The following is a 20313-nucleotide window of genomic DNA, read 5'->3' on the forward strand; positions in this document are numbered from 1 at the left end:
AGGGCAGAAGACCTTTAAAGTATTATTGAGGATAACCCGGGTTTTGCTCTAATAAAGCACCACGGTTACCTTCTATCTCATTTGCAGGAATAGGCCAAAGATTCATATAATCTTGTAATCCCGACTCAACATAATACGGGTTAAAACGCTCTACTCTATCTACGAGTAAACCGAGTCTCATAAGTGTAAGTCTTCTTTTCTCTTCAAGACCCAATTCTCTCACGCGCTCATCTAAAATGTAATCAATATCCATTTCTGCTGCTGTCGCCTGGGAAGCATTTGCTCTATCTCGTATGACATTGATATCTGCCGCTGCCAAACCCGGAGCATTATTTGCAAGGTGTGCTTCGGCTCTTAATAAATAAGATTCTGCCAGGCGTAACATATACTGATCTGTATACGTTCCTCCCGCGTTACTGGTGAGTCCACCATCGTCATTTCTATAAAGACCGGAAGGATGGTTAAATGGTGTCGTAACCTTGGTTTGGTATGCATAAAACTCCCTGATCTTTTCAGAATCCTCTGTAGAATAGGTTTCTCCCGGGGCTAATGCGATCGTATTTTCTGAGTTATACACTCTCATAAAATTATGGTTTGCATTTCTGATATCATTTACAAAGTCTGGATTACTGGCATCACCGCCCCAAACAGTATTGCTAAAAAAGTCTGAAGATATCATCCAGCCAATACCACGTCCTCCGGTATAATCGCTCACGGGCCAGGATCTAAATGCTCCTAATCTGTTGAGTGGCGCGTGATGTCTTTCTAACATATAAGAACCCCCTCTACCCGTTGAAGCGAGACCTCCTCCTTGGGTATCCAATTCAAATTGAATCACCCAAATGGCTTCGGTATTTCCGCTAGTTCTGTTTTGGTTTCCTCTTCGGAATAAATCCCAATAAACATCTCCGGGGGTCTCCTCGCTACGGGAACCAAAACGTTCCTGCATCAATGCGGTTGCCGGATTATCGATAACCTTATTTAAAGCCGCAATGGCGTCGGTATTTCTACCCAAGGCTAAATATACCTCTGCTAAGAAGTGATATGCAGTCAATGCATTTATTCTACCATCTTCTGCAACTTCAGTAATACCCGGAAGATTTTGAGCTGCATATTCTAAATCGGAAGCAGCTTGATTTAAAACTTCTTCTTTTGAGGCTCTTACAAAATCTACTTTAGGAGCTGTAACTTCTGAAGTTACAAGTGGCACACCTCCGTATATATAGGCCAGAGCGCGATAGGTAAACCCTCTAAAAAAGCGTGCTTCTGCTAAGACGCTTGCTTTTTCTTCTTCGGTCATTTGAGATCCTTCTGAACGATCTATTATCGTATTGGTTTCTGCAATGGTCTTATAGTATAAATTCCAATGAACGGTAGGAATTGAACTGGCAGGATTGTATGCAGCTTCCATAAAACTATGTCTGTCACTATTTCTTGGCTCACCGTCATAAACCAAATCTGTACCGTATAAGAAATCAAAAGGTCTTTCTTCATCCCTACTATAATATTGGCGTCGCACCAAAAAATAGAGATTGTTAACAGACGCTAAAAAGTCGTCATAAGTAGTAAAGGCGTTTGCCGAACTCAAGAAATCTTCGGGATTCTCATCCAAATAATCTTCATCACACGAACTAAACGCGAAGATTAAAACTAGTAATATTATTGATTTTTTCATTGTTGCTTTTTTTAAAATGATAAATTAATACCTAAGGAATAGCCTTTTAAAACCGGCCTTCCTCCAAGCGTTAAACCTTGTCCGGTCTCCGGGTCCCAACCCTTCCAATCTGTCCAGGTCGCCAGGTTTTTTCCACTTACAAAAACACTAAGATCTGCTATGGCAAGTTTATCTAACAGGTCTTTGTTGAAACTATACCTTAAGCTAACATCTTGTAAGCGCACAAAACTTCGATCTTCATATCTAGTACCATTAGGACCTTCGGGAGTTTGGTAGGACATTGCGTTCAATCCATCAGGATTGGTTGGCGACCAGTAACTCACTCCACTTATTATATTGTTTCTCAATGAATTTGCATCTCGGTATAGTGCATTGTCATTCGCTCCCATATACCAGCCATTACCACCTTGAATCGAATTTAAAAACACATTTAGCGATAAATTCTTATAGGTAAACGTATTCAGCAAAGAGGCTCTGAAATTTGGACTGGTGTTTCCTATGAAAACACGATCATCCATTTGCTCAATGCTCCCATCTCCGTTTTGATCAACTACGCGATAGTGCCCGGGTAGATATCCATCTAAGATATTCTCTTCACCTATTTGATAAATCCCATTTACCTCATAAGTGTATATTTCTCCTTGAGGTCTTCCTATAAACAGACCATCTTGTATGAGGTCATCTTCTACACCATCACCATCTTCATCTTTTCCTGTTAATTCAACAATTTTATTACGGTTTAAAGAGAAATTGGCTGTGGCGCTCCAGGTAAAATCTGTAGTTCTTATAATATCTCCAGATAGAGATACTTCAACCCCATTGTTGTCTATTCTACCTAAGTTTGTTTGAATCTGATCAAAACCGGTTAAGTAAGGGACACGCACTGCATACAATAAGTCTTCAGTAATGTTATTGTATACGTCGATAGACCCTGATAGCCTGTTTTCAAATAAGCCGAAATCAAGACCAATATTGAGCCCCTTGGTACGTTCCCACCTAAGATTTGGGTTTGCCAGCGAACTCAACTCTTGCCCGAATGAAGGGTTTCCACCATCCCCAAAAACGTACGCAGCTCTTGTTATAAGTCGTGCCAGTGAGGTGTAACGTCCCGTTTGATTACCGCTAACACCATAACTCACGCGAAGTTTAAGATTATTGATAACATTAGATTGATCTAAGAACGATTCATTAGAAATGATCCAGCTCGCCCCACCTGAAGGGAAGTAAGCGGTTTTCTCATTGTCTGCAAATCCTGAAAAACCATCACGCCTAACTGTACCGGTAAGAATGTAACGGTTATCAAACTTATAATTTAACCGAAGCATCTGGTAGTTCAAGCGTTCGGTATTGGCATAGGAGCCGGTGAATTGATTTCCCCCGAGTGAAAGATTATCGTATCCCAAGGTTAAACGATCAAAAACTTCTGCACGTGCATTGGTCCCTTCTGCCTTACGCTCAATAGCACCGTACAGCGCTGTAGCTTCAATATTGTGCTTACCAAAGCTTCTCTTATAGGTTAAAATATTGTCTAGGGTAAAATCTTTATAAAAACCTATATTTTTATAGGCTTGCCCGTTTTCACCGGCAGCATAAATACTCGATTGATAGTTTTTGTCTATTCTGTAGTTATTACCAAAATTGATACGATAAGAAAGACCTTCTACAAACGGTACATCTATTTCAGAAAATATATTTGCAAAGAAAAAATCGTGTCGCTCATAATTATCAATATTTGAACTTAGAAATGGATTAAGCCTTACCGTTCCTGTAGGACTAGGAATGAGTTCGCCATTTTCATCAAAAGGTGATAAGATAGGGGGTTGTATAAAAAGGTCATACAAAGAAGGTTCTGCCCCGTCTTGATTGGTAAAAGACCCGAAAGTTTGCACACCAACTTTCCACCAATCGGTTGCATCGGCATTTACATTGACACGGATACTTTTACGGGAGAAATTATCATTCAATATAAAACCTTCCTGCTCTGTCAATCCTAAGGATAACAAATAGCTCACACGATCAGAACCTCCGCTAACACTTATTTGATTCTCTTGGATAAATCCGGTTTGAGTACCGGCGTCATACCAGTCATAGTCAATAGGACTAAATTCACCTGGATTGTTAGGATCTTCAAATTGAGGTATAAGACCTATGCCGTTACCCGGCTGAAAAAATCCGGGCCAAGAGGGATCAGGTGTAGTAAACTCTGGCGCAGTAAAAATCTCATTATAGCTCAACCTGCGTATATTTTCTATAAACTCTGCTCTTCCCGCAGGGCGAATACCTTCAGAAGGTCGTTGCGTTGCATAAGATGATGTAATGGTGATTCGTGGTTTTTGATCGCGCTTTCCACTTTTAGTTGTGATCAGGATAACCCCGTTTGCAGCTTGAGCTCCGTAAACTGCCGTTGAACTGGCATCTTTCAAAATATCGATAGATTCAATATCGTTGGGGTTTATGGAAGAAAGTGACCCGTTATACTGAATACCATCTAAGACAATAAGTACATTGGTGTTACCACTTAATGTATTATTTCCCCTGATACTTATGGACGGTGTGGCTCCTGCTGAAGTTACCTGACCAATATTCAGCCCGGGGACTGTTCCCTGCAAGCTTTGAACAATATTGGTATTGGGGGACTCCTTAAATGCTTCAAGATTTGCACTTGCCACAGCACCGGTTAAATCACTCCGCTGCTGGGTTCCATAACCTACCACAACCACTTCATCCAACGCAGCCACATCATCTTGCATTACGATATCGATTTCGTTACGCCCGTTTAAAGGAATTGTTTGTTTTTTAAATCCTACTGAAGAAAATAACAGACTGGCATTCTCTACATCCTCGATGCTAATCTCGTATCGACCATCAATATCAGAGATCGCACCGTTATTTGTTCCTTGCTCTACAACATTAACATAGGGAATGGGTAAGCCGTTAGCGTCGGTAATCGTACCGGTAACCGCTTGTTGTGCCTGAAGATCAGCTATCCAACAGCAAAACATAACCAATGTCAAATAGAGACATTTAGATAATCGTTTTTTCATCAAAAAAGTTTTAAGCATTAATAAACATCTGTATACTAGTGTCAAATGTATAAAATAAATATATTTACACAATCGATTGCGTAAATATATTTTATTATTTATTTATAAAAATATCAATCATATTGCTATTAAATCAATTTAGTTGTCATTATTATACTATTTTAATAATTACAACATATTTAATAAAATAGATTTTACTTAATAAAAGCAATCGATTGTCATTACTCTATTAACGAAGCCATAGTCTGTATTGGTGTTATCGTAGACTTGATGCTCTTAAAATAAGTTCTGTTTCAAGGGTGGTTACCTGATTAAGCTGACCTTCTTTAGCAACGAAATCCATATTATCGAGTACACATTGTGCCGCCAGTTTGCCCATCTTTGCCGCCGGATGTGAAACGGTAGACAATTGGGGCTCCAGTATGCTTGCAATAGGATCATTATTAAAACCAATTACGGCTATATCCTTGGGCACGTGTATCCCTTTCTTTTTTAAATACTGAATAGCGCTAACTGCTGCGGTATCGTTAGAAGAGAATAATCCGTCGGGGGGCTCAGGCAGTTGCATAAGCTGGCGCATTGCTTTTTTACCTTCTTGAGCACTTAAAGTATCAAATTGTACTACTCGGCTGCAATCCACTTCAAGCCCTGCTTCTTTCAAAGCATCTTCGTAACCTTTTTGACGATCGCGATAGATCGCTCGCTTTTGCGAACCCGCGAAATGTGCGATACGCGTACACCCCATTTCAATTAAATGTTTTGTAGCCTTATATCCTGCCGAGTAGTTATCGATGACTATTTTATATGCGGCAAAAGATTCAGGAACCCGATCTACAAATACTACCGGAATTTGCTGGTCAACAAAGGGTTTAAAATGTGCATAATCTTCTGTTTGCATCGCAAGTGAAGTTATAATTCCGGCGATACGCAAATCGTATAGCGTGTTGGCATTTTGCACTTCACTCTCATAATCATCATCACATTGAATCATAATTACGGTATATCCCTGCTTTTTAGCTTGATCCTCAATACCACTGATCAATGAAGACATAAACGGTCGATTGATTCTCGAGATCAATACTCCTATTGTTTTAGACCTGTTATTGCGTAAGCCTGCGGCCAGAGTATTTGGCCTATATCCCATTTTCTCTGCTTCGGCTTTTATTTTCTCCGCAGTTTTTTTCCCGATAGAATGATGATCTTTTAACGCCCTTGAAATTGTAGATGTAGAATAATTGAGCTTTTTAGCGATGTCGTATATCGTGATGGGTTTTTTAGCCATAATAATTCAAGTAGAATTGCTAAAATAACACTTCTATATATAAAGGCATCTAGATATTTTAAATCCTAGTAGTTTCTTTCACAAAGGTCAGATCTCAGAATAACTAAAAGAAACCTGTTATATATCACTCCCCATACTCCTCCTTCATCCAGTTGTACGGAGTTCGTGCGACCCACTGCCCTCGTGTAAAATCTGGAAACTCCTGGGGTTCGCCGTTATTGGCGATCGAGGCTTCAGAAAGCGGAGTGATCGCACTCCAGGCTGCTGCATCATAGGCGTCAATGGGCGGCGCTATATTTGCAAGTGCCGACTCTACAAAGGCCTTCATTACAAAATAATCCATTCCGCCGTGACCGGCTCCGGTGGCTTCTGCTTCGTATTTTTTCCATACCGGATGATCGTACTGCGTCAACCAATCTTGCGCAGCATCCCAGCGGTGTGGCTCCGATTTACCTTCAATATAGATACGGTCGCCATCCTTTTCCCATAATCCCTTTGCGCCTTGCACCCTGAACCCTAACGAATAAGGTCTGGGCAAATTGGTATCGTGTGTCACAATAATGGTTTCTCCGTTGGCACAAACTATAGTAGAGGTGATCACATCTCCCTGCTTGAATTTGATCTTGGCATTAGGATGCGCCGCTCCTCCCTGAGCTACAATATGATTGTGCAAGCCTACCGCTTTTGTTGCGCTGGCCGTCATACTCACAAAACGATTGCCGCGGTTGATGTTGGCCATAGCCGCGATGGGCCCCACACCGTGCGTAGGATAGGTATCTCCGTTGCGGTATACCGAATGTTTGGTGCGCCATTTGGCTTCAGAGGTTCCTTTTGCTCCAAACTCCACGCCGCCACCATACGGCTGTTTCCCGTTATTGAACTTCACTTCCCTTAGATCGTGTTGGTAGCCACAACGGTAGTGGATCATTTCACCAAAAACCTGTTGCTTTACCATATTAAGCACCGCCATTACATCCCTGCGAAAGTTTACATTCTCCAAAAACATCATATGCGTCCCCGTCGCCTCGTGTGTGTTTACCAGATCCCAGCACTCCTCGATGGTTTGGGAAGCCGAAACTTCTAGGCCGGCATATACCCCGGCTTGCATGGCAGCCACTGCCATTTTAGTGTGCCACAACCACGGCGTCGCAATGATCACGGCATCTACATCTTTTGAATCTAAAAGGTTCAAATAATCCTCTTCATGCTTCCCAAAGACCAAAGGTTGCTTTCTCCCATCCTTTTCGATCAGGTCTAAAGCGATGTCAATACGCTTCGAGTCAATGTCGCAAATCGCGGTGATCTCAGTATCCTTGCGTCGCATCGCATTGTTTAAGTGATTGACTCCTCTTAATCCTACCCCGATAAAGCCTAACTTCAGTTTGTGGGCCAAGGGCTTGGCTTTTTGTGAAAATACCAAATGCGGTGCGAGGCTTATTCCGGCTCCAACGAGCGCAGAGCCTTTGATAAAAGTTCTTCTGGAATTCATAGATTTTAGATTAGCTCGGGAGCAGGCAGCAGTGCTACTCGTATCTTTGTTAAATTAAAACATTCCTTCGTTCCTACAAAACCTTAGTAAACAACACCTCATGCAACGCCCTTTTATAGACGCTCACGTACACCTCAACACAAACACGCAAGCCAAACTTCAACTGGCAGCACAGTATGATGCGTATTTTGTTTCGATCAATACCGATATTCCGTTCTTTATAGACCTCAAAGCGCAACGTGAGATGATCAACACCTTAAACCAAAGCACACAGCGTTCCTTTTTCATCACTTCTTTTGATACCCAATATTGGAATACCCCTCGCTGGCTGCCACACGCGATAGAACAAATTAAAGCCGGTATTGCCGCCGGCGCTAAAGGCGTTAAGATCTGGAAGAATATTGGGATGGACGAAAACTTAAAAGATGATCAAGGAAATTTTGTGTTGCTTGATGATGCGCGTTTTGATCCCATTTTTCAATACCTGAGCGACGCCGGAATTGTACTGCTAAACCACCAGGGCGAACCGCGCAATTGCTGGTTACCGCTAGAAGAAATGACCGTAGCTTCAGACCGGGAGTATTTTGCCGCACATCCGGAATACCACATGTTTAAAAACAAACACTATCCCGCTTACGAAACGCATATGGCAGCACGCGACCGGGTGTTAGAACGCTTTCCTAAACTGCATTACGTAGGCCTGCACCTCTTCAGTATGGAATATGATCTGGAGGAAGTGGCCAAGCGCCTCGACCGCTTTCCTAACAGTCAGACCGATCTGGCCGAGCGCATCTGCCACGTGCAATTACAGACGATGCACAACCGTGAAAAAGTGCGGCAATTTTTTATAGATTATCAGGACCGTATCCTTTACGGTACCGATGTTATTGATGACGGAAGCCTTACTGCGGAAGCTACCGCTGCTAAATTAGAACAGCTTTGGCAGTATCATTGGGAGTTCTTTGCTACAGACCATTTGATGGAAGCTGCGGAATTTGAAGGAAGCTTTAACGGCTTAAAACTGCCTGAAAGCGTACTGAAAAAGATCTTTTACAGCAACGCTGTTTCAACCTATATGCTGGATGTGCCTTAAATGAAAAGTGTTCGGTAAAAAGATACTATTAGAGGGCTTTCAATCTTGATTATCGCGTAGAGCTTCCTAAAGAGCAGCTAAGCAACGCAGAACGCAAGGTATATCATGCTAAAAAGTCAGCACTGCTGCCGACTTTTTACCAAGAAACTAAAGGATTTGATAACCAAAAAATCAAAGCTTTAGAAGTATGTTGTTTTCAAGAGCTAAAGTACTACCTTTTAGAAGCTGTAAAGACTAAGCACAAATTAAAAAGATTAATGAAAGGTTAATAAGATTAAGCATGGGTTAACTTGGTGTAATCAAGTTTAAAATGTACTATTATCGTATCCTATGATCAAAAATAAGAAAGGATATATCATCATTTTCATCATTGCCGTTTTAGGCCTTTTTGTGGTGCAAATTCAATTTTTACGCATTGGGCTTAATCTTGCCCGGGTACAGTTTGATCAACAAATAAAGGATGCCGGCACCAGCATACAACAGGATCTTCGTGAACGCAATCAGCTTACCTTTCTTTTAGAACAAGCCTTGCTTCAGGACAATTCGTATTTTAAAACCACACCCGACAGTCTTACCGACGCTTCGCGGCATTTCTTTAATGACTTCATCCGTCACAGACTTACCGAAAACGGAATTACGGCAGCCTATACCTACCGCCTTTTTACACGAGACAGCACCTATTATTTGAGTTCGCCCAACAGCCTTCCTTCAACTACCGAAGCGCAAACCTATCCTTTTAAAATTGAAGGTTTTTTGGCTGATGCACTAAATAAACCGCTCATCCTCGAGTTGCAGTTTGAGAACCTGAGTGATTATTTCTTTTTTCAACTCAACGGACTCACTATCCCGGCATTACTCTTTATGATCACCATCATCATTACGGTGATCTGGGTGCTTAGGTCCTTTTACTGGCAGCGCAATGTGATCACGACCACCAATGCATTTATCAATAACCTTACCCACGAACTCAAAACTCCGGTGTTCTCCATTGGGCTGGCTTCAAAAATGCTTTATGAACGGGTAGCCGACCGCGACCGTCCTTTGGTACAAACCGTACGCACCCAGACAGACCGCTTAAAAGTACATATCGAGAATGTATTGGAGTTGGCGCAACTTGAAGAGAAAAAAAGTCTTATACGTCTTGAGCCTGTAGATTTTAAACCGAATCTCGAAGCGCTTTGTGCTTCGTTTGAAGCGATCGCTTCTTTAGAAACTACCCCATTTACCTACCAACTTCAGGAAGGATCCTACCCTATTTTAGCCGAAGCCGGTCATCTGGAAAACGCGGTGAACAACCTGCTGGATAATGCGCTTAAGTATGGTTTGGGCAAGCCTATACACCTGGTCGTCTATAAAAGTAAGCAGCATCTTGAAATATGCATTACAGATCAGGGAATGGGAGTATCAAAAGCAGAACGCCCTAAGATCTTTAAAAAATACTACCGCGGCGCAGCAGTGTTAACTTCTAAAAGCGGTTACGGACTCGGGCTCACCTATGTACAACAAATCATCAAAAAGCATAAAGGAAGGCTTAACTTTGAAAGCAAACCCAATTCTGGCACAACGGTCACCCTTAAAATCCCATTACAACGATGAATGCTTCTAAAAAAAAGCTCTTACTGGTAGAAGACGATCCCACATTAGGTTATCTCCTGTCTGAGTATTTGCAAATGAATGGGTTTGAAGTGGTCTGGGCAAAAACCGGTGCTCTGGGTCTGGAAACCCTCGACCAGCATCTTTTTGATCTGGCCATTTTAGACGTGAGCCTACCGGATATGGATGGCTTTAGGGTAGCTTCTAAAATCAAAGAAAACACAGCGCAACTGCCTTTTATCTTTTTAACCGCGCGTGCCTTAAAAGTCGATGTGCTTAAAGGTTTTGCTTTAGGAGCAGTAGACTATCTCAAAAAACCCATAGACGAAGAAGAGCTCGTGGTACGCATCAAAAACCTCATCAACAGACTGCCGCAGGAACAAGAAGCGCCTGTTCAAGAACGCATTCTTCAGCTAGGCAAGTATACCCTCAATAAAGAGACCCAAGAACTGTCTATTGAAGAGTACACACAAAAGCTCACCAATCGCGAACTCGATCTGTTGGTTTATTTGATTCAGCATAAAAATGAGTTGTGCACACACAAAGCCATCTTGCTTAAACTTTGGGGAGCCAATGATTATTTCAATAAAAAAAGCCTGAATGTTTTTGTATCGCATTTACGCAAATACCTGCAGGAAGACCCTTCCCTGAGCATTGAGAACATTCACCGTAAAGGTTTTATTTTAAAAGAAGATTCTTAGCGAGATTTAGCGCTTAAAACTTCCGGGGATTAGAGTTAAGACGGTTCCCTCCCACTGTAAACCTACGCTTCCCGTTATGCGCGGGCCCACTTGCGTTTCTGATTGATGCGTATGCAGTATATAGCGCAATGTACCTTCGGGATCTACAAAAAGATCCCCGTGACCAATACCGGGCTGTCCGGTGTTTTGCATACTAATAATAGGATTACCTTCGTACTTGATCCACGGGCCCAAAGGATGCGTTGCTGTAGCATAACCCACCGCATAATCGGGATTTCTGAAGTCATTCGCAGAATACATCAGGTAATAAGTTCCTCCGTTTTTAAACACAGTAGGTCCTTCTGAAACCGGCCACTCGGTATTTTGTGTGTTTTCCCATCCGGTGGCTGCATGCAAGCATTCTTTTAAGGTTTCTTGTTTTATAGCCGAAAGGTCTCTCGTCAATTCCGCAACAAAGATGCGGTTGCCTTCCTGAAGCCGTACATGATACAAATAGGCTTTTCCATTCTCAAAAAAGATAAAAGGATCGATCTGCTTGACGGAAGCCTGTAAGGCTGTACCCGTATTTTTAAAAGGGCCTAACGGACTATCAGCAATGGCGATAGCAATTTGCTCATTGGCCGTATACGCCATATAATACCGGTCTTGGTGTTTAAACACTTGCGGCGCCCAAAAACCTGTACTCCCAAAACCATCGCCTTTTTTAAAGGCATAACCTTGCTGAACTCCTGCAGGTCCAGACCAGTGTTCTAAGTCGGTTGACGTATACACCAAAAATCCGGCGCCTTCGATCGAAGCATCTTCTTTGGTCCCATATAAATAATAGATCCCTTCTTCTTCAAAGATCGTTGGGTCAGCCAATAGAACAGGAGATTCTAAAGACTGAGCCATCCCGCCAAAACCTATATTGAATGCTAGAATAAGACTATAAAAAACACGTAAAAACACCATTGCCTTTTTAAAATGAAAACCTCTTAAGTAAACGAACAAGAAGGATTTGATCTCGATTATCGAGTAAATATAATCTTCTTACAGCAAAGCATTCTTCTTGCACCTGCATATGCTAAAACTCTTGAAACCGATGTCTTGTGACAGGCTCCAGTATAACATTGCTTATTCGTAAATCTCTAAGTGTACGCCTTTAGTCCAAAATTTAAAGTCATCACCATAGTACGGGTATACCGTACTCGCAGGTGCGGTATAACTCCCCGAGATATCGGTTTTGAGATCTAAAGCAATACGTTTGACCGCTGCTGCTTCAAAAGAACGCCAATACAAGATCACAAAATTATCAACTACCTCATAATAAGCGATCTGATTTTCTTCCATAAGTTCTTTGAGTTGATACGCTTGTACCGAAGCCCCTGCAGGAATCCCTACAATAGCCGTGATCATCCCTTTCCCTTCTTGCGTGGTGTTACGCACTTCTACCTCCATTCGCGCCAGTTCTCCCTTACGCACTTTAGAGGCAAGCAGTTGCGTACGCAGCTGTACCGGTAAAGCTTCGGCACTCTTAGGTAGGCTGCTCTTCCAGGAATAATTTAATGCATAAGGAAAACTAATTTTCTCATCTGCAAAAGTCACGTGTACCCGCTGTGTCCCGGGTTCAATATAGCGCTCCAGAGAGTCTATATGCAGCACTCCATCATGCTGTGCTGCCTGTTTTAGATCGAGCTTTGTTCCATTAAGGTTTAGGGTCAAGAGCTTTTCTGAAGCCAAAACTTTTGCAGTGTACAGCTGATTGTATTTGAGTAAAGCCTTTAAACACATAACCGTGGTTTGCGTATTGCCAAAAGCACCGTACTCACGGTTTTGCGCGATATACTGCACCCCCTCGGCCACAACCTCGTCAAATACCTGTTCTCGTAAAGCTGCGAGTATGAAAAACGCGGTGGTTTCTAAAAATTTAGCTTTGCCATAAGAACGGGTGATCGTTGCACCCGTATTCCACTCAAAGGCATTCTTATTATAGGCTTCCAGAAGGAGTTCCATGAGTTGCATATAACGCGTATGATCTCCAAAATTATGCGCTGCCAAAGCCATTAAAGCCATTTGATAGGCCTCTTTAGACGATAAGGCTTTTGCTAATGCCGCTTCATATTCGGTCTTGATCTCAGTAGTGATACCCACTTCACTTAAGGCATAAACAATATAGGCATTAGCTACTAAAGGAGGCGAACTAGCAAAGCTGTCGTAACCCTTTTTACTTTTATGAAAACCTCCCTTGCCATCCCGCTGACCCAGCAACCAGGCGATGTTGCGTTTGAGCATCGCTTCACTCACTTCGGGATATACTTCTTTCATTTCAGTAAATTCTAAAATCCCAAAGGCGGTAAGGGTTTGATGTGGAGGGGTTTTCCCAAACCATTCAAAACCACCTTCTTTAGTCTCAAAACTTATCAGGCGTTTATACCCCTGAGCGATATACTCTAAAGCCTTTGCGGTCACCTCCGGATCGGCTTTACCTGTAGCTTTTAAATATTGCAGCACCATAACATTAGGATAGGTCGCTGAAGAGGTTTGCTCAAAACAACCATAAGGTTTTCTAATGATGCCTTCAATGCCATTCATCAACTCGCCCACCACATCAATATAGAGTGCAAAATCTGCCTGAAGGCTTCCGGGAATAACGTTGACAATATCAAAGCTATAAGCAGCACTCTGATTGTTACTAATACTGGTCTCTATGGGAAAATACGGACTTACCACTTCCAGGCGTTCTTCAAAAGCATCTGCACTTGATGCACCCTCAAGCCTTGCTGTAAAGCCTGCGTTTAAAGACGTCTTGACCGGGGTTACCCTAACATCGATTACCTGATAGGAATTTGCTGCTACCTCAATATTTTTTGGGATTTCCTGAGCACGAAGCACTTTAAATTCTTCGGTAAATTGAAGCGCTAAACTCAGTTTCCGGGCGGTAGGTGTTGCATTGGTGATCCTAACAGGAATATTCAGGGTGTCTCCCACACTGGCATAAGCGGGCAGTTTTGCGGTAATGCTCAAAGGCTTGGTCACACTATACGTCTGCGACTTATGCCCTGTGATTCCCTGTGCAGCGATTCCTTCTGCGATGATCTTAAATGAGGTGAGCGCATCAGAATTGTAAAAGCGCAGACTGGCCTTTCCTAAAGCATCGGTTTGTACTACCGGATTCCAATATAGGGTTTTTCTAAAATCAGTACGCTTTTCTGGAACTTCCCGAGAATCATATACCGGCGTATAGAAGTGTACGGGCTGATTGAGTTGTACCTCTTGCTGTCCTTGGTACATCTCGCGTACCGCATAGTTTTTAAACTTTTGGGAAAACAGGCGTTTGTTATTCCCGTAATTTTGATTCTTGGTCGTGATCACAATAACACCATTCGCCCCACGGGCACCATACAAGGCTGTTGCGGCAGCGCCTTTAACCACACTTACCGCATCAATTTGAGAAGCATCTAATTGAGAAAGATCAAAATCCTGACCGGTTCCTAGATTTACCGGTACGCCATCTATTATAAATAACGGACTGCTGTCTCCGCGTATGCTTGCTGCACCGCGTATCGTTATTTGACTGTCCCCGTTACCTTGGGCTTGCGTAACCTGAACCCCAGAAACATTGCCTTCTAATACCTGAGCAACACTACCGCTCACGCCCGCCAGGTCGTCACTATCAACCTTTTGAACCACCCCCGTAGTAGTCGCGGTTCTATCAATACCATACCCCACGATCACCACCTCCTCAAGGGCAGCATTATCAGCATTTAGACTAAGGTCTAACGCCTTTTCTTGTAAGGGTTTGGTAAATGGGGCCTCCGGAGCTTCTGCTTCAACTTCGGTCTCTTTAGTCGCTCTGGCATTTCTATTGAAATTAAACCCGGCAGTACCGTATTTCTCATTCAGGGTTTCATCCAAGTGAATGCTTAGCTGCTGTCGGTCTTCGGTATAGGCTGCGATCACATAATAATTTACAGTACCTGCTTTGAACTTAAAATGACCTTCAGGATCGGTTTTAAATTGAAGGATCTTAGTTCCGTTTCGGTCTAAAACCAAAACCACAGCTTGTACGGCTTCATCTTCCACAGTTGTTATACGCCCATACACAATATCCTTACGCTCGGGGTTATGCTTAAGCGCCTTTCCTCTAGGAACCGGTTTTTGCAAATAAGTCCGCCAGCCGTGTGTAAGCATAACCAGATCTAAGGCTTCCAATCGATCAGGTTCCTCAGGATCAAAGTAAAAAGAAGGCTCGTGAATAGTCCCCTTAAGTTCGCTACTCATCAACAAATAACTTGCAATATTATCTTGCTTATCATCGGCTAAGGTGAGTAAGGCATTGTCAACCACAGCAACAGACAGGTTACTGCTCACGGGATTCCCATGAACATCTGTAGTGCTGATCTCCAGATTCACAGGGGCTCGGGGTAAATACTGTGCTTGATCAAAATTCAAAGCGATCTGTAAGCCGGCTTGTGGATTGACAAATACCAAACGCTCGCTTTGTACGATACCTATGTGATCTTGCAGTTGCACTTTTACAATACCCTGAGGTAGTTGCTTCACGTCAAAATGCAGCGTAGTCTCCCCTTCTTTTAAAACAATTTCCCGGGAATCCCAAAGGTGTTGTGCGGCATCGATAAGAACGATCTTGCCTTTAAATTTTGCAGTGGTAGCCACTTCTAAGACTAAGCTATCGCCCTCTTGCTTAAGCATACCTAGCTTTGCACCCATAAGTTCTGTCTTAGGTAAGGCGTACCTCGACAGACTGTCTGAAACAAAAGGATGGGTAAGCTGTGCATAATACTGCTGGCCTACCTGCGGCTCAAAATAAACACTGCCCATCCCATCATGAAAACTGTCAAAAGGAACCACTTCTTCACCGTTCTGATTAACGATCATCCCACGCACATCGGCAGGCCTCCCAAAAGGGTCTAGCGCTTTAAAAGCAACCTGGTTAGGGCTTCCTAAAAGCAGCTTACCGCCTTCCGGTAAAAATTGCAGGTCTACCGCATCTAGAAGAATAGGCACACTGCGTGAAATAGACTCAGTAACTCCGTTATGTTCGGCTTGAACGACCAGAACGGCATCTACGGTATCCAGGTCTTCCGGCAGGCTAAAGTCTATATTTTGCGTGCCATCGGTGCGTGTTTGCAACTGCTTCCGGGTCACTTCCTTACCATCTATGTACAGCACCACGCTCAGACGAGCATTGGCAACAACGTGATTATCCAGATCTTCGAGCGTATAGATAGCCCGTACAGCGCTTCCCTTACCATAGGCTTCCCGGTCAAAATCGAGCTTAACCAGCAACTGAGGGACCACCACCTTTTGTACGGTGATCTCCTTTGTAAAAAAAGAGTCCTCCCCTTGATTACGCATATATTGGCTATAACTGCGTAGCGTATAGACACCACCTACCCATTCTTTTTTAAGCTGAAATGCTCCATAAGCCGCTCCCAAATGTAGAAAATGTCTTTGCGTCTGTACAACGTCTCCGGCAGGTGAAATCAACTCCGTCACCAGTACATCGCTGATGCCCGAAGGAATATTCGTCTCATCAACCGCATAGGTTTTAAACCAGATCGACTCTCCGGGAAAATAGAAGGGCCGGTCTGTATGCGTATACATTTTTTCGATCTTATGATACTTTTGTGCCAGAGTAAACGCAGGTGTATTCCAAATGCATAACGCAATGACAATTTTAAATAGGGTGATACATTGACGCATTAGATCTTGATGTTTAAATGAATACCCAGTTCACCGGCAAGCGGCATATTAAAGTAATGAAGTGCACTGCCTGTAGGATTACCATATAAGCTGCTATACGGGTTGGCACCTTTAAAACCTGCAGAGTTCCATAGATTATTCCCATACACACTAATGCTGAGCATTTTAAAGAAATAGGAAACCTTGCGTTTCAATTCGTAAGTAAGGCTCAGCTGTTGCAGATTTAAAAAACTAGCGTCTGCAATAGATGCTTCAGCCACACCGCCATAGCCATAACGCACCCATCGGTTTGCCGTAACCGGGGTATCTGGCGGTGCAAATGCAACCGGCTGTGTGTTGGGAGTTCCGTCAGGAGCAACCCCTTCAAAGACATAATCGGTAATCGTTCGCTGCTGTGCAGATTCAAGAGAAGTACCAAAATAGTTTAAGGCTTGTTGCGTCCCGTTCCACACGTCTCCTCCTTGTTGCCAATCTAAGGTAAACTTGAGTAAAAACTTTTTATACCGCAGCGTATTACTCCATCCCAAATTAAAATCAGGTATAGGATCTCCTAAGATCTTAGGTTCAGAAGCGATCTGCGGGAATCCATCAGCTCCTATGCGCAGGTTGCCCTGCCCATCTCGTGCATAGGCCGTACCCATGATAACCCCTACCGGCTGCCCGGCAATGAGATTTTGAGACACCTCTCCAAAACCCGCAACGGGCAGTCTGGTCCCTTCATAGGTTCCCAGGTTGCGAACCACGGGATTGTGCGTACTAAAACTTATCGCTGTGGTATACCTAAAATCGGTTTCTACCGAGTAGTCATAGGTATCGATCTTGATTCCGGCTTCAAAACCGCTGTCCCGTAGCTCGGCTGTATTTAACAACTTCCAGGCCTGCTCTGTAAAAACCGGAAAGATCGCATCTCGCGTCTGTGATCTATAATAATTAAGATCGATAGTTACCTGGTTCCACAACCACATGGTTAGGCTTAAGTCTAAACCCTTTTGTTTTTCAAAAGTTAAAGCAGCGTTGTTGAACAGATCGGCATTGGTGGTATATTGCTGACTTTCGCTTAGCGACAGGTTCAAACTGTTATACCCATAGTTGTTGTAATACAGCGAAAGATCATTCACATTGGTACTATAGGCAGCGGTAAACTTAAATCGCCTCAAAAAATCACTGTAAAAGATGTCCCTAAAATCAGCATTTAAAATAACATCAGGAAGCCACCAATTATTTCCTTGTAATGAACTGGTAAATAGCTTTTGCTGTAAGGTTAGGTTCAGTTTAAAGTCATAGAAGTCGGCCTTGGCATCTAAGGTATTTAACATCTGTATGGTCGTCTTGGACGGATTTAGATCTGTCAGCACTTCACCACTCTGAGTTTCGGTAAAATCAAAATCCAGACCGGAGTAGGTATATTGAAACGTAGCCGAAGGCGAAAAGTCTAGAAAATCGGTGATGTACAGGTCAGACCACATCGCTTTAGCTTCGGCAGCCAACTGTTCACTTTCAAAATTCTTGTTTGTAAACAGGCCGTTGTTAAAACCTGCAGTTCCAGCTGCAATACCAACTTCCTGCCCGGCAGTATTTGTATCATAAAGGGTCTTTACCCGTAATTGAAACTTCTCGCCCAGGTACGTTCCGGTTCCTTGAACATTAAAAGCCTGTTCGTTGAGCCGGTTTGCATTGGTTTGTAATAGCCATAGCGGGTTATTATAATTTCCCGGACTGAAACTGCGTTGCGTACCGTCTGACAATCGTATTCCTTGTGTATTGGAGAATGTAGGCGGCGTAAGCAGGCTGCTGTAGTATACCTGATTATGCAAGCCATTAAGGTTGGCGTTGTTAGTTTTAGAACTGCTGTAACCCGCGCTGAGGCTATAGCTCAAAAAACTATTATTATTTTCGTAACCGAAGTTGATCCGGTTGTAGGTTTCTTTTCCCTGATCAAAAAGATCTCTTTGGGTACCGTTAGCAAAGTTGAAATTCAACCGGTGCACATCATAATACACGCCCAACTTAACTGCAGTTGATGTATTCCATCCGTTTTCAAAAATATCTTGAGCGTAGGGCGTTACGGGGGCACCTGAAACTTGATCCCGAGGTACAGGCCTTCCATTAACGTCATAGGCATAGCTGCTCCCATCGTAAGCTAAGCTGCTCAATAATGGCCCGTAACTAAACCGTTCTCCCGTTTCAGGACCGCGATGGGTAAGTTCACCTGCTTCCGGTCTGCCCTGAGCATAAGATTGTTGCAGCTCGGGCAGATTGCTTTTAGGAACATACTGTAAGGCCGTGTGCTGACTCACTCCTATTTCAAAAAATGCCTCGTCGGCATAGGTCTCCAGGTGAAGGATACTGTCTTTCTTACTCACATTTTTAATGCGATGCACATCCAGATACTTCCTATTTGTGGTATACCTCAGGGGCGTGGTGCTTAAATCGGGAATAGCATAGAAATCCGGATTGTGGTCTTTAATGGCTTGCTCATAGTCCGTTTGCGTAATGGGCGTTACTGCCTTTTTAAGCGGATCGATTTCTAGACCGTCTTCTCTAAACATCGCTGCTGTTACCGTGAGTTCCCGGGTAGCATAGCCCAACGCGGTGATCACCAGCACATCTCCCACCGAGCATTTTAGGGTATATGCACCGTCAAAATCGGTTTGCGTACCTTTTGGAGTACCTTTAATCTGGAGAACAGCCCCCGGTAGTGGCTCCCCATAATCATCAAAAAGTTTTCCTTTAAGCACTCCCTCTTGGGCAAAACCTGTAGCCGCTACAAGCAGCATTAGGCATAGCAGGTATCTAAAGTATATCATGTAAAAAAGCTAAAGACCTGTAGGGAAGGACATCTTCTGAAAAATAGTAAAAAAATGCAAAACGAACTTCTTTTTTTAGTGAAGCTTCTTGTTGAGACGTGAGATATTAGACTTGAGATGTTAGATGTTAGATGTTAGATGAAAGAGCAAACACTATTGAAAGTAAAAAGTAAGAAGTACAAAGTTCAGTAAGCAGTCGCAGTAGGTAGTTGGCGGTTTTCAGTTTACGGTTTGCTGTTTGCTGTTTGAAATACCAAAGTAGAAATACAAAATACAAATTTCAGTAAGCAGTCGCAGTGGGCGGTTTGAAATACGAAATACAAAAAAGCAACGTACTGTCACTTCGAGTGATTCTCGAGCGCCTTAGCGCGAGAGGATTGTATCGAGAAGTCATATGAAGTCTGTAGTCACGGTTGGCAGTTTGTTGTTTTCTGTTTACGGTTTGCTGTTTGAAATACGAAAGTAGAAATACGAAATACAAAGTTCAGTGGGCAGTGGCAGTGGGCGGTTGTTATTGCGTTATTTATTATTTATTATTTATTATTCTGGGGGTGTCACGCTGCTTTTCTAAGTGTTACCGCGCAGCCTGTCCCAATGAGGATTGGGAATGGTATCGCGTGTTTTAGAATCTAAAATCACACCCCGTGTGCAATGCTTTAAGCTCCCCTCCTCGTGGAGGAGGGGTGGCAGCGAGGCGCACGCAGTGCGCAACAGCTGACGGGGTGGTGGCGCCCCAAATATACTAGAACCACCCCTGCCCTGCTGCGCGGGCTTTCCCCTCCTTTAAAAGGAGGGGAGCTTTGTTCTATTCTTTTTTTTGGACCCTTGTAATACGATGCTGAAACACTCCCGATAGCTATAGGGACAGCATGACAGCTCTTATTCATAAGCGTTATATCTACTCATACCCAAAGGGTTAAGGT

Annotated in this window: 10 protein-coding genes; 3 read left to right on the top strand and 7 right to left on the bottom strand. The window is 43.1% G+C overall.

Translation table 11 applies throughout. From position 1 onward, the window contains the following. Nucleotides 1-22: 22 nt before the first annotated feature. From MED217_RS12725 to MED217_RS12740, 4 genes are all read right to left on the bottom strand, one after another. Entirely contained in the window at nucleotides 23-1675 is a 1653-nt protein-coding gene (locus MED217_RS12725; RefSeq protein ID WP_009780935.1) for a RagB/SusD family nutrient uptake outer membrane protein, read from the bottom strand. Between the two features lie 11 nt (nucleotides 1676-1686). Beyond that, nucleotides 1687-4719 carry a SusC/RagA family TonB-linked outer membrane protein gene (locus tag MED217_RS12730; protein ID WP_040532824.1) on the bottom strand — a complete coding sequence of 1011 codons (3033 nt, stop codon included), beginning with the start codon at nucleotides 4717-4719 and terminating at the stop codon, nucleotides 1687-1689. A 256-nt stretch (nucleotides 4720-4975) separates the two neighbouring features. Then, nucleotides 4976-6001, bottom strand: coding sequence for a LacI family DNA-binding transcriptional regulator (locus tag MED217_RS12735; RefSeq protein WP_040532827.1), 1026 nt, complete (start codon nucleotides 5999-6001; stop codon nucleotides 4976-4978). A gap of 124 nt (nucleotides 6002-6125) precedes the next feature. Then, the gene (locus MED217_RS12740; protein WP_009780938.1) at nucleotides 6126-7490 is read right to left on the bottom strand and encodes a Gfo/Idh/MocA family oxidoreductase; all 1365 of its coding nucleotides are present in this window, start codon (nucleotides 7488-7490) and stop codon (nucleotides 6126-6128) included. Between the two features lie 100 nt (nucleotides 7491-7590). On the opposite strand from MED217_RS12740, the gene MED217_RS12745 reads away from it, so the two are divergent. The 3 genes from MED217_RS12745 (at nucleotide 7591) to MED217_RS12755 (ending at nucleotide 10877) form a co-directional block, all read left to right on the top strand. Beyond that, nucleotides 7591-8583, top strand: a complete 993-nt coding sequence (locus MED217_RS12745; RefSeq protein WP_009780939.1) for an amidohydrolase family protein — start codon at nucleotides 7591-7593, stop codon at nucleotides 8581-8583. Between the two features lie 330 nt (nucleotides 8584-8913). Further along, nucleotides 8914-10179 carry a sensor histidine kinase gene (locus tag MED217_RS12750; protein WP_009780940.1) on the top strand — a complete coding sequence of 422 codons (1266 nt, stop codon included), beginning with the start codon at nucleotides 8914-8916 and terminating at the stop codon, nucleotides 10177-10179. After that, nucleotides 10176-10877, top strand: a complete 702-nt coding sequence (locus tag MED217_RS12755; RefSeq protein WP_009780941.1) for a response regulator transcription factor — start codon at nucleotides 10176-10178, stop codon at nucleotides 10875-10877. The genes MED217_RS12750 and MED217_RS12755 overlap by 4 nt, the downstream gene beginning before the upstream one ends. 6 nt (nucleotides 10878-10883) lie before the next feature. Here MED217_RS12755 and MED217_RS12760 read toward each other — a convergent pair whose 3' ends face one another. The 3 genes from MED217_RS12760 to MED217_RS12770 all read right to left on the bottom strand — a co-directional run bounded on the left by MED217_RS12760 (nucleotide 10884) and on the right by MED217_RS12770 (nucleotide 19360). Then, nucleotides 10884-11828: a glycoside hydrolase family 43 protein gene (locus tag MED217_RS12760; protein WP_009780942.1), complete on the bottom strand. Its 945-nt coding sequence runs from the start codon at nucleotides 11826-11828 to the stop codon at nucleotides 10884-10886. Between the two features lie 162 nt (nucleotides 11829-11990). Further along, nucleotides 11991-16583 (bottom strand): TonB-dependent receptor plug domain-containing protein, encoded by a 4593-nt coding sequence (locus MED217_RS12765; RefSeq protein ID WP_009780943.1) that lies wholly within the window; start codon nucleotides 16581-16583, stop codon nucleotides 11991-11993. Further along, nucleotides 16583-19360, bottom strand: coding sequence for a carboxypeptidase-like regulatory domain-containing protein (locus tag MED217_RS12770; RefSeq protein WP_009780944.1), 2778 nt, complete (start codon nucleotides 19358-19360; stop codon nucleotides 16583-16585). Before MED217_RS12770 ends, MED217_RS12765 begins: the two co-directional genes overlap by 1 nt. Between the last annotated feature and the right edge of the window lie 953 nt (nucleotides 19361-20313).

Source organism: Leeuwenhoekiella blandensis MED217, assembly GCF_000152985.1.
Lineage (GTDB): Bacteria > Bacteroidota > Bacteroidia > Flavobacteriales > Flavobacteriaceae > Leeuwenhoekiella > Leeuwenhoekiella blandensis.

Bases quoted from the DNA above. Each gene is read 5' to 3' on its own strand.
- MED217_RS12770 (WP_009780944.1), bottom strand. From the start codon at position 19,360: ATGCTGCTTGTAGCGGCTACAGGTTTTGCCCAAGAGGGAGTGCTTAAA.
- MED217_RS12725 (WP_009780935.1), bottom strand. From the start codon at position 1,675: ATGAAAAAATCAATAATATTACTAGTTTTAATCTTCGCGTTTAGTTCG.
- MED217_RS12750 (WP_009780940.1), top strand. From the start codon at position 8,914: ATGATCAAAAATAAGAAAGGATATATCATCATTTTCATCATTGCCGTT.
- MED217_RS12745 (WP_009780939.1), top strand. From the start codon at position 7,591: ATGCAACGCCCTTTTATAGACGCTCACGTACACCTCAACACAAACACG.
- MED217_RS12760 (WP_009780942.1), bottom strand. From the start codon at position 11,828: ATGGTGTTTTTACGTGTTTTTTATAGTCTTATTCTAGCATTCAATATA.
- MED217_RS12755 (WP_009780941.1), top strand. From the start codon at position 10,176: ATGAATGCTTCTAAAAAAAAGCTCTTACTGGTAGAAGACGATCCCACA.
- MED217_RS12735 (WP_040532827.1), bottom strand. From the start codon at position 6,001: ATGGCTAAAAAACCCATCACGATATACGACATCGCTAAAAAGCTCAAT.
- MED217_RS12765 (WP_009780943.1), bottom strand. From the start codon at position 16,583: ATGCGTCAATGTATCACCCTATTTAAAATTGTCATTGCGTTATGCATT.
- MED217_RS12730 (WP_040532824.1), bottom strand. From the start codon at position 4,719: ATGAAAAAACGATTATCTAAATGTCTCTATTTGACATTGGTTATGTTT.
- MED217_RS12740 (WP_009780938.1), bottom strand. From the start codon at position 7,490: ATGAATTCCAGAAGAACTTTTATCAAAGGCTCTGCGCTCGTTGGAGCC.